Source organism: Paenibacillus yanchengensis (assembly GCF_042684845.1).
Lineage (GTDB): Bacteria > Bacillota > Bacilli > Paenibacillales > Paenibacillaceae > Pristimantibacillus > Pristimantibacillus yanchengensis.
Map to the genome: position 1 here is coordinate 14,338 of NZ_JBHUMH010000059.1, position 14,797 is coordinate 29,134.

At 37.8% G+C, this 14,797-nt stretch carries 17 protein-coding genes; 11 read left to right on the forward strand and 6 right to left on the reverse strand.

Annotated features, from left to right (window positions below; genetic code table 11):
• Positions 1–56 precede the first annotated feature (56 nt).
• On the reverse strand, positions 57–1,319 hold the full coding sequence (locus ACFSTH_RS16315) for a methyl-accepting chemotaxis protein (protein ID WP_377774988.1): 1,263 nt from the start codon (positions 1,317–1,319) through the stop codon (positions 57–59).
• Positions 1,320–1,586: 267 nt separating this feature from the next.
• Here ACFSTH_RS16315 and ACFSTH_RS16320 point away from each other — a divergent pair, with 267 nt between their 5' ends.
• Complete coding sequence (locus tag ACFSTH_RS16320) at positions 1,587–2,018, forward strand: O-methyltransferase (protein ID WP_377774987.1); 432 nt, start codon at positions 1,587–1,589, stop codon at positions 2,016–2,018.
• 30 nt (positions 2,019–2,048) lie between these two features.
• Here the strand turns inward: ACFSTH_RS16320 and ACFSTH_RS16325 are convergent, their stop codons facing one another.
• Positions 2,049–2,240 (reverse strand): hypothetical protein, encoded by a 192-nt coding sequence (locus ACFSTH_RS16325; RefSeq protein WP_377774986.1) that lies wholly within the window; start codon positions 2,238–2,240, stop codon positions 2,049–2,051.
• A 193-nt stretch (positions 2,241–2,433) separates the two neighbouring features.
• Between ACFSTH_RS16325 and ACFSTH_RS16330 the strand changes: the two genes are divergently transcribed.
• Complete coding sequence (locus ACFSTH_RS16330) at positions 2,434–2,655, forward strand: small, acid-soluble spore protein, alpha/beta type (protein WP_377774985.1); 222 nt, start codon at positions 2,434–2,436, stop codon at positions 2,653–2,655.
• A gap of 98 nt (positions 2,656–2,753) precedes the next feature.
• Here ACFSTH_RS16330 and gerQ read toward each other — a convergent pair whose 3' ends face one another.
• Positions 2,754–3,311 (reverse strand): spore coat protein GerQ, encoded by a 558-nt coding sequence (gene gerQ, locus ACFSTH_RS16335; RefSeq protein ID WP_377774984.1) that lies wholly within the window; start codon positions 3,309–3,311, stop codon positions 2,754–2,756.
• 50 nt (positions 3,312–3,361) lie between these two features.
• On the reverse strand, positions 3,362–3,784 hold the full coding sequence (locus tag ACFSTH_RS16340) for a cell wall hydrolase (RefSeq protein WP_377774983.1): 423 nt from the start codon (positions 3,782–3,784) through the stop codon (positions 3,362–3,364).
• Between the two features lie 248 nt (positions 3,785–4,032).
• Here ACFSTH_RS16340 and cyoE point away from each other — a divergent pair, with 248 nt between their 5' ends.
• On the forward strand, positions 4,033–4,890 hold the full coding sequence (gene cyoE, locus ACFSTH_RS16345) for a heme o synthase (RefSeq protein ID WP_377774982.1): 858 nt from the start codon (positions 4,033–4,035) through the stop codon (positions 4,888–4,890).
• A gap of 27 nt (positions 4,891–4,917) precedes the next feature.
• Positions 4,918–5,526, forward strand: coding sequence for an SCO family protein (locus ACFSTH_RS16350; protein WP_377774981.1), 609 nt, complete (start codon positions 4,918–4,920; stop codon positions 5,524–5,526).
• 96 nt (positions 5,527–5,622) lie between these two features.
• Here ACFSTH_RS16350 and ACFSTH_RS16355 read toward each other — a convergent pair whose 3' ends face one another.
• Together ACFSTH_RS16355 and ACFSTH_RS16360 are read right to left on the reverse strand one after the other, a co-directional pair.
• Entirely contained in the window at positions 5,623–5,970 is a 348-nt protein-coding gene (locus ACFSTH_RS16355; protein WP_377774980.1) for a toprim domain-containing protein, read from the reverse strand.
• An 87-nt stretch (positions 5,971–6,057) separates the two neighbouring features.
• The gene (locus ACFSTH_RS16360) at positions 6,058–7,224 is read right to left on the reverse strand and encodes an MFS transporter (RefSeq protein WP_377774979.1); all 1,167 of its coding nucleotides are present in this window, start codon (positions 7,222–7,224) and stop codon (positions 6,058–6,060) included.
• A 125-nt stretch (positions 7,225–7,349) separates the two neighbouring features.
• Here ACFSTH_RS16360 and ACFSTH_RS16365 point away from each other — a divergent pair, with 125 nt between their 5' ends.
• The 7 genes from ACFSTH_RS16365 (at position 7,350) to ACFSTH_RS16395 (ending at position 14,757) form a co-directional block, all read left to right on the forward strand.
• Positions 7,350–7,799, forward strand: coding sequence for a hypothetical protein (locus tag ACFSTH_RS16365; RefSeq protein WP_377774978.1), 450 nt, complete (start codon positions 7,350–7,352; stop codon positions 7,797–7,799).
• A gap of 45 nt (positions 7,800–7,844) precedes the next feature.
• On the forward strand, positions 7,845–9,926 hold the full coding sequence (locus ACFSTH_RS16370; protein ID WP_377774977.1) for a peptidoglycan D,D-transpeptidase FtsI family protein: 2,082 nt from the start codon (positions 7,845–7,847) through the stop codon (positions 9,924–9,926).
• A 238-nt stretch (positions 9,927–10,164) separates the two neighbouring features.
• Positions 10,165–11,100 carry a metal ABC transporter solute-binding protein, Zn/Mn family gene (locus tag ACFSTH_RS16375; RefSeq protein ID WP_377774976.1) on the forward strand — a complete coding sequence of 312 codons (936 nt, stop codon included), beginning with the start codon at positions 10,165–10,167 and terminating at the stop codon, positions 11,098–11,100.
• Positions 11,101–11,143: 43 nt separating this feature from the next.
• Positions 11,144–11,917 carry a metal ABC transporter ATP-binding protein gene (locus tag ACFSTH_RS16380; protein ID WP_377774975.1) on the forward strand — a complete coding sequence of 258 codons (774 nt, stop codon included), beginning with the start codon at positions 11,144–11,146 and terminating at the stop codon, positions 11,915–11,917.
• Between the two features lie 5 nt (positions 11,918–11,922).
• Complete coding sequence (locus ACFSTH_RS16385; protein ID WP_377774974.1) at positions 11,923–12,921, forward strand: metal ABC transporter permease; 999 nt, start codon at positions 11,923–11,925, stop codon at positions 12,919–12,921.
• Positions 12,918–13,796 carry a metal ABC transporter permease gene (locus ACFSTH_RS16390; protein WP_377774973.1) on the forward strand — a complete coding sequence of 293 codons (879 nt, stop codon included), beginning with the start codon at positions 12,918–12,920 and terminating at the stop codon, positions 13,794–13,796. Before ACFSTH_RS16385 ends, ACFSTH_RS16390 begins: the two co-directional genes overlap by 4 nt.
• 208 nt (positions 13,797–14,004) lie before the next feature.
• Positions 14,005–14,757, forward strand: a complete 753-nt coding sequence (locus ACFSTH_RS16395) for a Cof-type HAD-IIB family hydrolase (RefSeq protein WP_377774972.1) — start codon at positions 14,005–14,007, stop codon at positions 14,755–14,757.
• Positions 14,758–14,797: the final 40 nt, after the last annotated feature.

A 14,797-nucleotide genomic window follows, 5' to 3' on the forward strand; every position in this document is an offset into this window, starting at 1 on the left:
CCTTTACACGTTTTGTCATGTAGTTTAGTGTGCCCGCAAACGACGTTTTCATGCGACTATTTAATTTTAAAAAGTTGTATTGTTCGTTGTAGTTGCGTAGACATAGACAACATTTTTTCTGTTTCTGCCACTACAGATTGGACGGATACCATTTGTTCGTTCATCGATGCAGATACTTGTTCTGTACCTGCTGCTGATTGTTCTGTAATTGCTGATATATTTTGAACGGAATTAGAAATTTGTTGTGCACCTAGTAGCATTTCTTCACTTTCTGCTGCGAATGCTTGAATTTGGTTAGTAATAAACTCGATACTCTGAACAATTTCAGCAAAGATGGTCGCTGTCTGCTGAATATTGTTTGCTTGTTTTTTTACTACTTCTTCATTAGCTAACATGTCTTGCATAGCTTGGTTAATATGTTCATCGATTTTTTTTACTAAATGGAATACTTCTTTTGTTGAAGCACTTGATTCTTCAGCTAGCTTACGAACTTCATTGGCGACTACAGCAAATCCACGACCATGTTCGCCAGCACGAGCAGCTTCTATAGAAGCATTCAATGACAGTAGATTGGTTTGTTCTGCAATCTCTGAGATCGTTTTAGTAATAGCTGAAATACCTTTTGCACTGCTCGCAAGCTCTTTTATCGCATCTCCAACTTTGTTCGTTGCTTCTATATTACGCTGCATACTGATCTCTTGCACATCTAATGCTTCTCGACCTTGATTTACCAATGTAATCATTTGTTCAGAACGATTGTTCATCTCGTAAGTAGATTGAGTATAATTAGCTACTTTTCGTTCGATTGCTACGATCGATTCGCTCATTTCATGAACATCATCAGAGATTGCACTAGCACCTGTAGCAAGTTCATTCGCTGAAGCGGCTACTTGTTCCATAGCTAATTTCACATTGCTGTTTTTTTCGAAAATACTACGGCTAGATTCATTAACTAATCGTGTAATGCTGCTCGTTTCTGTTAAGATATCGCGTAATTTGTCAATCATGCTATTGAAAGAATGAGCTAAATTGCCAGCTTCATAAGTATCTACATCAATTTTTTGAGTGAAATCCCCTTTTGAGATACGATGGGCGGCGTTAGAAATATCCTCCAGTGATCCCGAGAAAGATGATTCAAAGATTTTAGATGCAGGATATATCACCACAGCCATGATAGCGGTTACAAGTAATAAAGGTAGTAACGCTGCTTTAGAAATAAGCAGTGCAATTGCGGTGGAAACAGTGAAGGTGATTAGTAAAGAATAAAGCATAACAAGCGTCTTATTGCGGACTGACAATGAATAGTACCAACGACCCATAAGCCATTTCTCCTTTCGACTATACACGATAGCGAAAGTATAGCATTTTTAGCTGGAAAGGTCTATAAAATTTGTTATCAAAACTTTTTATTCATAAAATTTCATATTTTTGGTGGGGAATAATTCTAAGGAAATGGGTATAAAGACGCAAATGCATGTGCGGTAAATACGAATGATTTATTCGGTGTGCAAATATTTTGCCGATGATACGATAGAGATACGACAGGAAAAGGTCAATAATTGTCGAAGCGACGAGGAGGTAATGGGATGAATGAGGAAACAGTTTCACTATCTAGGCAAGTGGATTTTGTATTTCGTCAACTAGAGAAGGAATTAACGAATGCAGTAGCTGGTACAGTATTAATTCATATTCGGAATAATGCTATTGGAAAATTCGGTGTGAAACACCATCCGATTAATTGTAAAGATGGTAAATTAGAAAATAATTACTTTACAGGACTAACGCCGAGTCAAGTGGAGGAATTTCGACAAATTGCCGTGCAGGCGTTGCAATATCGCAGTAATTGGACGCATGGAGAAATACTATATGATTTTTCTGTCAAGCAAAATCCGAAATCTTGGTCAGCAAGTGTTCTCTATGAGTCCAACTACAATATGGCTTATTGGAATTCAAACTACTCCCAGAGTGCTTCTGGTGCTTCTGTTATGGAGAGAAGTTATCCACGGAGAGTGAAGTAAGTATGTAATAAATGTTTTCGTTTATTTTGGTTAATTACTTTCATTAAGACTTTGTTTTTTTCTGCGAAGTTTAGCCTTTACAATGAACCCAGCACCTGTACTAAGGAGAGATAGCGTACCGAAAAGTAATACATACCAAAAGCTATGGCTTATTGCTATCGCCGTTAAGCTTAAAAAAAGTGTTGTAATTATTGCGAACGTTAACGAAAGCGGTTTGGACATCAGAAATAGCTCCTTTCTTCTCGATATATAAGTGTGGCTAAATATCGAAGTTTATAAATGGTAAAAATATGCTAATAAAAAATAGAAAATAGTTTGTATAGTAAAAAAGAAATTGCACATAATATGTTTGCAAGCTTGCTACACATTATAATAACTCCAAAACAAAGTGAGAATTCGAAGGGAGCAACACAAAATGGCAAACCAAAACAATCGCAATAGCAGCAATCAGCTTGTAGTACCACAAGCTACACAAGCTTTGAACCAAATGAAAATGGAAGCAGCTCAAGAGCTAAACATTCAATTTTCTCCAGATGGTTACAACGGAAATCTTTCTACACGTGATGCAGGTTCAATTGGTGGATATATTACAAGAAAGCTTGTCCAAATTGCAGAACAGCAATTGTCAGGTAAATAGCCGTTAATTGATTGCTATTCACAATAGTTAAAGCAGAGCCCAAGGATTATCCTTGGGCGTTTTTATTTTAGCACGGATGGATCAGTTTGCAAAATAAGTTAGACTGGAGTCACTGGTGTAACAACTGTGCCGTGGAATGGATATTCATATTCAATTGGACCATCAAAAGTGACGTAATCTAAGTTTAACATTAATAGTAGATGTCGAATACCTGTAGTTGGATCACTAATAATAATATGATCTCGACCAGCAGCTTCGATCACGCCTCGAAATATTTTGGCATTCCACTCCGAATTATTTTCATATGTCATATAAAAAGTTCCTATTTTTCCACGATTTAATCTCAAAATATTCTCCACGTAAGACTCTTCCATTTGATTGTTGGTTGGTGCTGGCATTGGCATTGGTTGCATCGGCATATAATTCATTGGCATATATCCTGCCGGCATATTAGGATAAGGCATCTTCATCGCTTGCATCGGCATCGCCATATTTGGTTTGCCAGCCATTTTTCCCATCGGCATATTAGACATTTTGGACATGCTGCCCATTGGCATATTGGACATATTCGGCATATTGCTCATTTGACCCATTGGCATATTTGCTGCACCCATATTTGGCATTGCCATATTACTCATTTGATTATTGTTCACCATTAACACTCCTGTTCACGTACTTATTGGTTTTCATTAAAAGCTTACTTCAATTAGTAGACATTTGGACAATCGCCATAGGTTGGTACAAAGAAGCAATGTTTTTTGTATCTTCCACTATTTACTTGATTATACCAAGTAGGGGGGCAAGGGCCGTCAGGACGATAAAACCACAAGGCGTTCGAAGCGGGATGCTGGCGTTCCCCCGAAACTGTTCGTTCTGCAAGCCTAACTTCACGGTCACGTGCTTTTTGATAGAAGTAACTTTTTTGAACGGCTTCAAACCCACCCGGAGACTGATAGATCATATCGGGAATGCTACGGATATTTCGAAAATCCATACAATCACCTTTTACACGATTGACACCGACATTTCCAACCATAAGCATTCCAAGTTCGCCTTCGCCTTCTGCTTCAGCACGCATCAGCCTAGCAAGTTGTCTAGTGTGTTCAGCATTTGTTTTTATAACAGCCACATGTTTTCTTCCTTTCTATTACAATGAAATTTCTATTGGGCATTCATCTATAAATTTAGTTTATTAAGTAATTAACAAATTGGTGACAATTTGCACAACATTTTTACGTGTCGAATTCATGAACATAAGCCGTTTACATTGTCTTTATACGTAATTTTAGGTATGATTAATGACGGTTGTAGTAGAAAAAAAGTCGTAATATGATTTAAATCATTGCGGCTTTTGATTATAATTAGGAGGCTCACTTCGTGTTAAAGGAACTTTATGAATTGACGAAACCACGGTTGCTCCGGTTGAACATGTTTGCTGCACTAGGTGGATTTTGGGTTGCTTCCAAGTGGCAGCTTGATTTTTGGCTTATGCTTTCAATGTTGATCGGCTCCACTTTAACGATGGCGTCAGCCACAGTCATTAACAATTACTGGGATCGCGACTTTGATACGCGAATGGAACGAACAAAAAACAGAACACTACCGATGGGGAAAATGAAACCATCTGCTGTACTGCTCTATGGGCTACTGTTAGGAGTTAGTGGAATCGTTATTTTGTTTATCGTTGAACCAGTTACTGGTTGGTTAGGTCTTTTGGGTTGGTTTGCTTATGTTATCATTTATACGATTTGGTTAAAAAGAAGATCGACTTGGAGTACAGCAGTTGGTGGAATCGCTGGAGCGATGCCTCCGGTTATAGGGTATTGTGCGGTTACTGGGACTGTTGATATTGGTGCATGGGCTTTGTTCGCCATCTTGTTTCTGTGGCAGCCTGCACACTTTTGGTCACTTGCTATTCGTAGAGTGGAAGAATACCGCGCTGCAGGCTTTCCATTATTACCAGTAGTTAAAGGAATTAAACGAACGAAACTGCAAATGATTCCTTACATTTTCTTATTGCTTCCTACTGTTATCGTTCTTTATGTGTATCAATTTGCTGGCATTTATTTTTTAATTATTTCCTTAGCGTTAACACTTATTTGGTTAGTACACACGATTATGGGGTTAAAAGCAGAAGATAACGACAAATGGGGCAAACAAAATTTTATTATTTCTATTAATTATTTAATGATTGTGTTTATTGCAATGATTGCTAATACTTTAACGGCTGCTTAATTTTTTTTTATTATGGGGGTAGCTTAGATGGGGTTCATACGGAAACATAGTTTTAAAATTGCTGTATTGGTGTTGTTGCTCGCAGTTGGAGCGTATTTATTTTATTCACTCGTATGGAGTAAAGGACAACCTTTACCGATCGAGATGGATGCACCAGAGTTTACGATACAAGATATAGATGGAAAGGAAGTATCGCTCGCTGATACGGCAGGTAAGGTGAAGTTAGTTTATTTTTACTTTGCCAATTGCCCGGATGTATGTCCACCGACAACTTTTTTACTGTCACAACTACAAGATTTGTTACGAGAAGATAAGTCTTTAGTTGAAAAAGCAGAACTAATATCAATTACGTTTGATCCGGTACGAGATACACCTGAAGAAATACGTAACTTTGCAACGCGTAATCATGCGCAATTCGATGGCTGGCATTTTTTACGTGGAGAAGAGGAAGCTACGAGAAAATTGGCTGAAAGTTATAAAATCGTTGTCACAAAAAATAAAGAAACCGGTGAGTTTGGTCACTATAATCGGATTATACTAGTAGATAAAGATAATCAAATCCGTAAGTGGTTCAATGGTAGTGATGAAATGCTATCAGCAGAAGATATGTTCAAAGAAATGAAACGATTGTTTTAAATGATGAGAAATGAAAAGCTGGTTGCCGCAAATAAGTCTATTTGCAAACTACCAGCTTTTGTTGTATAACCATACTACTATGTGGGGAAGCAAGGGTTAATCTAACAGCAATGCCTCGTAATTGATATATTCGTTTAGTTCAGCTTTTTCTAATTGTATTACTAAATAATCAAGGGGAGTTTTTTCAACTCCTGGATAGCCACGTCTAGTGTAAAGATGAACGGCATCTGGAAATAAGTCACGGAGCATTCCCCGGATTCGTTTGCCGGAAGCATCATTGTCGGTGAAAATATAAACGTGTTTGTTAGCAGCTTGCTTGCGCAAAAGTGCCAGTTGATCTTCTCCAGGTGTACCATAAGTGCATAATATATCGATATCGGTGTGTAATAATTTACGCAGTTTAGATCGATCATTTTTTCCTTCAACAATAATGACGTTGTCCACGTTTGACACCCCCATCGCTGCATCATTATATATGTAGTTTATCATCAAATAGCGAGTAAACCAACTATGCTCGTTAACTTGCAAATGTCAATAAGCGGTGCGCAAATGTTTGGAGTAGATGATTGGTAGTATCGTAATGGCAGTCATAAGTAATAAAAAGGCAATGTAGTATGGTGAAACATAATTACGTAATGCTCCAGCTGCTACTGGTCCGATAAAGGCACCGATCGAAGTAGCGATAGACAGAATAGAAAATGTTCGTCCATATTTTACGCCGCCACTTAATTCAATTAACATAGTAGATAGTGCAGGTAAGGTTACTCCTTTTGCAAGTCCCACCATAAATAGTAATACCGTAAGTGGTATCGCTACTTCTGACGCAATTAGAAAATAAACGATAGCAATGCTAAAAGCTCCCCATAATGTACGTTGAAAAGCTGGTAAATTGTTCAAAAACATTAAACTGAGCGTAACAAGGGCACCTAAACTAACGATAGAAAATAATAATCCGGTTGTCATCATTGCTTCTGTTGTTTTCGCTAGTAATGGTATTTCGAATGAGAGTATACCTTGCGCACAGCTTAAACCAACAGGTAACAAATAGATTAGCCATGGAATACCGGTACCTTCTGGTTGTAATTTGGGTTTAGGTTTAATAACTACGGGTACAGCATCAGCTATTGGTGCTGGTGATGAAGATAATGGTGCTTTGATGTCTTTTATAAAAAAAATTGCCAATAATGATGTAACCACAAGTAACCATCCTAAAAAAGTGAAAGTCGTCGTGAATCCGATTTTAGCTACTAAATAAGCTCCAGCAGCTGGAGAAGCTACAGAAGCAATCGTATGTACTAGCCCATGCCCCGCCATTAATTTTCCTTGTTGCTTCAAATCATTGGACATTTTGGCGAGCAAAGCCATACAGGCAGGAGACAAAAAGGCAATAACAAATCCACTAATGGAACGAAGCAATAGTAATTGCCAAGGATCGGTGACATAAGCTTGCAGTAATAGAATAATTCCTGCACCAAGTAAACTGAAAATGATAAAACCTTTGCTACCTAACCGATCAACAGCTACTCCTGCGATAACATTTCCAGGCAAATGAGTAATGGAATACATTCCCATCATCAGCCCGATAAAGGATGGTGCTGCGCCGATGGAGATTGCAAACGGTGTTAAAATCGGATATTGTGCGTGCAGATCGAAAAAGGCGATGAACAAAAACAGGTAGAGCCAAATAGCGTTCCTCACTAGGCCTTGCCTCCTTAAAAGTACTATCATAACTACTTGTACGTAATAGTTGTACAACTTATGACTCAAGGTTATAATGTTTGTTATGAATTGGAAGAAAAGTTTACTATTTTGGAGGGGAACTGATGGATTTTTTAGATTTTTCAGCTTATGATTTTGAAACGTGGCAAACATTTTTAAAGGATAAATGGTTAATTATAGCAATTGCTTTGCTGGTTTTAATATTTATTATCCGCTTAGTGAAAACTGTAGTAAAATGGTTGTTAGTTGCTGTTATTGTTATTGGGCTAATATTGTACAGTGGATATTCGCTAGATGATGTAAAGCAATTGGGAACGAATGTAACGACAACTTTAAAACAAGAAGCAGTGGAGTTAATGGTTGCTGGAGCGAAAGATGCTGTATATGAAGTTAATAAAGACGGTAGCTTTATCGTTAAAACAAAATTACTAGAATTAAAGGGTAAAGCTGGTGAAAAACAAGTAACAGTGTCGCTACGCGGGATTGAAATTGGTAAACTAGATATAGACGATACTATTAAAAAGTTTATTGAACAAGCGAAGAATAGCAGTTAAATATTTTATGAACGGTAGGTTTCGATATGGTTAGGAGTGTTAGAGATGGACGACGATAAACAAAAAAAAGAAATGGATCACCAACGTCATTTTTCTTTTCGGCTTAATCTGTTCTTTTTTGTCGTTTTTGCTTTATTTAGTATTTTAGTTGTCCGCTTGGCAGTATTGCAATTTGTGGAAGCTCCTTCTCTTATTGCAGCAGGGGAAAGAAAGCTTACAAGTACAAAACCGATTGCGCCGATTCGCGGCAATATTTATGATGCATCAGGACATGCGATTGCTTATTCTATATCTACACAATCACTGTATTACAGTTTTGCTGCAACAGGCAATGCAGATAAATCTGTAGAACAAGCGAAAGAAGATGCGGTGCAATTAGCAGAAATATTCGAAAAATATGGTGATCCTGAAAATGCGATGACAGCTGAAGAGATTATGCTACAAATGGACTTGAAATTTCAACGGAACACTATTTCTACACCACGTAGAATAAAAACAGATTTGAATCAAAAAGAGATAGCTTATTTCATGGAGAACAGAATTACCTACAAAAATGTTGATATTATGGAAGAAAGTGTTCGTAAATATGATCAAGATACTGTCGCCGTTCAACTTGTTGGTTATTTAAAGAAGTTTAAAGGACTTAATTTAGATAATATGCCTTTTTATAAAAGTAAGAAGGAAGAGACAGATCGTAAGTTGCAATATTTGGAAGAAGAAGAAGTTGGAATGGACGGCTTAGAATTAATGTATCAAGATGTGTTGCGTGGTAAAAATGGGCTTAGAAGCTATCCGGTGAATCGTTTGTCTCAAATTACCGGCCCGATGGAATTTACGCCACCAGAAAAAGGTGCTTCGTTGTATTTAACGATCGACAAACAAGTACAGGTACAAACAGAGCAAGCTATTATGGACCATTTGGAAGTTATTCGTAAGTCGAACAATCGCTTTGAACGTGCTGAATATGCTAATACTGGATATGCTGTGGCGATGGAAGTCGATACTGGAAAAGTAGTAGCGATGGCGAGTATGCCGGACTATAATCCAAATATTTGGGCTGGTGGTAGAATAAGCCAGCAAGATCTTGATGATTTTGGTAGTAATATGAATAATGGTACGATTCAAACGGCATATGGTAATTATACGGACGAAGAGCGGATGAAGCGACCTAACTCCATCGTTCCTCTAGGTTCCACGATTAAGCCACTTACTGTGTTAGTTGGACTTAATGAAGGATTAATTACACCTAATACGTACTATAACGATACATCCAAATATATGTTTGGTCGTGAAGGTTATCGAGTAGCTATCAATAACTCTCAATTCAAAGCATTCGGTTCTATTGATCCAGCACAAGCTATTCGCCATTCGTCCAATACTTTTATGGCGGAGAAAATTGGTAATGCACTAAATATGCGTGGAGATGTAGATGGTAAGTCATCGATTGATATATGGGATGAATATATGAAGTTATTCGGTTTAGGAGTACAGACTGGAAGTGGATTGCCTCATGAATCCGCTGGAATTATTAACTATTATACTGAAGCAGAAAGAGCGAGTAAACAATCAGCACTCATTTATGCTTCATTTGGTCAGCAAGGAAGTTATACGACGCTACAATTAGCGCAATATACAGCTATGCTTGCCAATCGAGGTAAACGGATAAAACCGCAGTTTGTGAATGAAATTCGAACGGCTGATGGAGAGTTAGTGGAAGGCTATACACCAGAAGTGCTGAATGAAGTCAATTATAAAGAAGAATACTGGAAAGAAATCGAGCAAGGTATGGGTCAGGTTAAAGTCGAAGGGTTTGAAGGTTTTAAACATAACTTTAATCGAAAAACGGGTACTTCCGAGCAAGATGTCGGAGGAAAAAAAGTCAATAATGCTGTCTTTATCGCTTATGCACCTGCCGAAAAGCCTAAATTAGCAGTTGCTGTAGTAGTTCCAGATGGAGGATATGGTGGGTATGGTGCAGCGCCGATTGCTCGTAAAATCTTTGATGCATACGATGAAATTATCGGATTGACCGATAAGCCCAAAAAAGAAGTGCAGACAGATGAGGAAAACCCAGAAGAAGGTAATGTGAATAGTAGTTCGGAGGAAGCAGTAGAGTACACTGAATAAAATGAAATAAACTGATAAAAGCTGCGTGAAAACGGAATAATATTCTGTTTACTACGCAGTTTTTTTGTTGTAAAAAATAATGTTGCTCAAGGGAAACATTATTGTGTATAATAAACAAAGAGGCGTATGGTGAAATAAAGTTACTAAGCGCAAATTGGTAGTAGATTGCATATAAATAGAGAGATACAGCAGTATTATAAATTAATTATTAGTCTACACAGCATATGGAGGAACTGGTATGAGAAGGTTAGTTAATCGAGGATTACAGATGTTGTTACTAGCTACGAGCATAATATTGATTGTCGCTGGGTGCTCTAGTGAAGGAAAAGTGGATGGCAAGCTTAACATTACAACAACTACTGGTATGATCGCTGATATTGCAAAAGAGGTTGGCGGACCATATGTACATGTTATTGCATTGATGGGTTCAGGTATTGATCCTCACTTATATCAAGTGTCGCAAGGGGATATTCGGAAACTGGATAATGCCGATATCATTTTCTATAATGGGTTACATTTGGAAGGGAAAATGGTAAATATGTTTGAAAAGTTAGAAAAAAAGAAAACAACGGTTGCCGTATCTTCTGCTCTAGATCCATCACAATTAATGAAGGATGAAGGGCAAGGAGAAGATGCTTATGATCCTCATATTTGGTTCGATGTGAAGATGTGGATGAGTGCGGTGGAAGTTGTAAAAAACACTTTAATTGAAAAAGATAATCTAAACAAATTATATTATGAACAACAAGCAGCAGCATATTTAGAAAAATTAACCGATTTGGATCACTATATACATCAACAAGTAAAGTTAATTCCAGAACAACAGCGCATACTTGTAACAGCACATGATGCTTTTGGTTATTTTGGGAGAGCATATGGAATTACTGTAACTGGGTTGCAAGGAATGAATACGATGGCAGAATTTGGGTCGCGAGATATTAGTACGTTACGTGATTTTCTGGTGGAGAACCAAATAAAAGCTGTATTTGTAGAATCGAGCGTGTCACCTAAAGCAATGGAGTCCGTAATAGATGGTGCTCGTATATTAAAGCACGACGTATCGCTAGGTGGAGAGCTTTTTTCTGATGCAATGGGAGAAGAAGGAACGCCGGAAGGTACTTATATTGGAATGGTAAAGCATAATATTGATACTTTAGTAAACGCTCTTCGTTAAAAAATAGATAAAGAAAAGTAAAAGAAGACAAGAGGTGGCTAATATGGCGGTAAAACCGTTAGAAATTATAAATTTAAGTGTAGCTTATCAAAAGAAAGCAGTCTTAAAAAGTGTTAGTTTTACTGTTAATGAAGGAGAATTAATCGGGGTTATTGGTCCGAACGGAGCAGGAAAATCAACGATGATTAAAGCGGCGTTAGGATTAATACCAAGTATAAGTGGTCAAGTAAATGTATATGGAAAAAGTTATAAAGAACAACGTCATTTGATTGGTTATGTTCCACAACGGGAATCAGTCGATTGGGATTTTCCAACTAACGCTTTAGATGTGGTGACGATGGGGACCTATGGTCAATTAGGTTGGTTCAAAAGACCAGGTGCAAAACAACGACAGATAGCGATGGAATGTTTGCAAAAAGTAGGAATGGCTGATTTTGCAAATCGTCAAATTAGTCAGCTATCTGGGGGGCAACAACAAAGAGTATTTTTGGCACGAGCACTTGCTCAAAATGCCCAGCTCTACTTTATGGATGAACCATTTGTCGGCGTTGACGCTGCTACGGAAAAAGCAATTATTACGTTGTTGCAAGAGTTGAAGCGGCAAGGGAAAACGGTTATTGTTGTACATCATGATTTATCAACAGTAAAACAATATTTTGATTCCGTTCTTCTACTTAATGTGGAAGTAAGAGCATACGGACCTGTAGAAACGACCTTTACGGCAACTAATTTGCAATATACGTATGGCGGAAAGCTAGCTTTGCTTGATCAAACGCTAGCCGATCTTACGCCGGCTAAACAGCTGGAAGAGGTGTAATTGCGATGCTAGAAGCGATTGTTATGTTATTTCGTGATCCGAATATGCAGTGGATATTTCTTGGCTGCTCGCTACTTGGGTTAAGTAGTGGATTGATTGGTTGCTTTACTTACTTGCGCAAGCAAAGCTTGGTAGGTGATACACTTGCTCATGCGGCACTGCCGGGTATATGTATTGCATTTATGTTAAGTGGTGTGAAGTCGATGTTTCTTTTTCTAATTGGAGCAACCGTTGCTGGTTTTATTGCGACTATAGGTATAGGGGTTATTACAAGGCATTCAAAATTAAAGCAAGATGCAGCGTTAGGAATTGTATTATCAACATTTTTTGGTTTTGGAATTGTATTGCTTTCTATTATTCAACGTGGTGATTATGGCAATCAAGCAGGTTTGAATCGGTTTATGTTTGGGCAAGCGGCATCGATGGTAAGTAGTGATGTATATATGATGGCAATTATTAGCGTATTGCTCGTTATCATTTGTTTTTTACTATTTAAACAATTTAAGTTAATTTCATTTGATCCGGGATTTGCAAGAGGATTAGGTTATCCAGTCACTTTTTTGGAGCAGTTAATGTTGCTATTAGTCGTTATTGCGGTAGTTGCAGGTATTCAAGCCGTTGGTGTTGTATTAGTAGCGGCGCTACTCATTACACCAGCAGTAGCTGCTCGTTACTGGACAAATCAGCTTAGTATCATGGTTATTTTATCAAGTGTAATAGGAGCAGCTAGTGGTGGTTTAGGTACGTTAATTAGTGCATCTGTACCTAATATGCCGACAGGACCTGTGACAGTGTTAGCGGCTGCGTTTATTTTCCTAATATCTATTTTGTTTGGATCTAGTAAAGGGTTATTGTTCCGTAAGCTACAATATCGGAAAGTAAAACAATCATTTGAACTGGAGTTTGCTGGAGAAGTAGCAATTCATGCGAATGAAGCAACTACTACACCTCATGCTTTATCGCGTAAGAAAAGGCAACAAGCTGGGAAGGGGTCGCAAACATGAGTCATTTTTGGATTTTATTAACAGGTTCTCTTGTGGCTTCATGTTGTAGTATTTTGGGAGTATTTTTAGTGCTAAGAAAAATGGCGATGATTGGTGATGCGATTAGTCACGCAGTTATGCCTGGAATAGTGATTGCTTTTTTATTAAGCGGTTCAAGAGATTCTGTCTTAATGATGGTAGCAGCACTCGTTTTTGGTTTATTAACGACATTTTTAATTCAATTATTTCAACGTAATGGTATTCAAGAAGACGCTTCGATAGGTGTGGTGTTTACAACATTGTTTGCTATTGGTGTTGTATTAGTTAGTTTATTTGCTAGACAAGTACACTTGGATCAGGATGCGATTTTGTATGGCGAAATTGCTTTTGTTCATTGGAACACATGGGACATTGGTGGAGTAAGTTTAGGACCGCAGGCGGTCTGGCTACTTGGATTTACGTTAGTGGTAATTATTATTGTCGTTGGGCTATTTTATAAGCAGTTTAAAATTGTTTCGTTTGATCCTGCTTTAGCGGCGGCTATCGGCATTCCAGTTGCGTTTTTCCATTATTTAATGATGGGATTAGTATCGATGGCTACCGTAAGTTCATTCGAAAGTGTTGGAGCGATATTAGTGGTAGGATTACTAATCGTTCCAGCATCGACTGCTTATTTATTAACAGATAAATTAGGTTGGATGATTGGGCTAAGTGTAGTAGTTGGTGTAGCTAGCACGTGTATAGGATACGTTGCTGCTAGTTTATTAGATGCTTCTATTGCAGGTAGTATGGTTTGTGCGGCTGGTATAATCTTTGCACTCACCTTTTTATTTTCCCCCAAGCATGGGGTGCTCGTTCGAAAGTGGCGACAACGAAAAATGGCTGCTTCAGCATAAAATAACAGGCTAGCATTATTTACTGTAGTTAAAACAGTAAATTAATGCTAGTTTTTTGATTTTGCACCTGTTTAATATCGATTACTTGTGAATTAGTGACGTAGTTTATTTGGTTTCAGTGCAAACTATGCTAGAATAATCTTAATTAGAAAAAAGTTGTATGCTCTATAGAGATATTATTTATATGACAGGACGGGAGAGAATTTTGATGACAAAGTATAAGCTGATGGCACTAGATATGGATGGAACGCTCTTAAATGAATGGTCCGAAATTAGTGATGAGAATGCAATATGGATACATAAAGCACAAGCTGCGGGGGTAACGGTTTGTTTCTCTACAGGACGTGGCTTTATGAGTGCTAATCCGTATGCTCATCAACTTCAGCTTGTCACACCAATGATTACTGTAAATGGTAGTGAAGTGTGGAGTAAGCCCCACGAATTGTTGAAACGTACGGAGATGGATGTAGCAATGATAGCTCAGCTTCACCAGTTAGCAGGTGAGTATCCTGATGCGTGGTTTTGGGCTTATACGACAGAAGGTATTTATAATAAAGAGAAATGGATTGGAAAGCAGCGGAAATTGGAAGATTATACGTGGCTGAAATTTGGTTTTCATACTGAAAATGATAAAGAAAGAGCAGAAATAACAGAAGAGCTTATCAAATGGGATGCCTTCGAAATTACTAATTCATCGATTTGGAATATTGAACTTAATCCGAAAGGTGTTAATAAGGCAGCGGCGATCCAAGAGGTTTGCAAATTTTTAAATATAGATATATCGGAAGTTATTGCTGTAGGGGATAGTCTAAATGATATTGCTGCTATTCAAGCTTGTGGCTTAGGTATTGCAATGGGTAATGCACAGCAGGAAGTGAAGGATGCAGCCGATGAAATAACAGTGACTAATAATGAAGATGCGATTGCTGCTATTATAAAAAAACATATCTTTGGACAGTAGTTTTCGTACTATAACAAAAAATTAATAAAGTGTTAATAAT